The 206-nt window shown below is 61.7% G+C and carries 1 protein-coding gene; it reads right to left on the bottom strand.

All coding sequences use genetic code 11. The annotated features are described in order from the left end of the window. A partial coding sequence (locus OGW13_RS00045; RefSeq protein WP_286556768.1) for a transposase occupies positions 1-206 on the bottom strand: 206 nt, incomplete at both ends.

Below are 206 nucleotides of genomic sequence, written 5' to 3' on the forward strand. Positions count from 1 at the left end.
TTCAAGGTTCTTACCTTGCCGGGGCGCTCGGCGATCAGCCAGTCCACATCCACCTCGGCCAGCTCCTCGCGCTGTGGCGCCCCTTGGTAGCCGGCATCGGCTGAGACAAATTGCTCCTCTCCATGCAGCAGATTACCCAGCTGATTGAGGTCATGCTCGTTGGCCGCGGTGGTGACTAGGCTGTGGGTCAGGCCACTCTTGGCATC

The sequence above is a fragment of the Citrobacter sp. Ca225 genome, assembly GCF_030337175.1.
Classification (GTDB): domain Bacteria; phylum Pseudomonadota; class Gammaproteobacteria; order Enterobacterales; family Enterobacteriaceae; genus Citrobacter_A; species Citrobacter_A amalonaticus.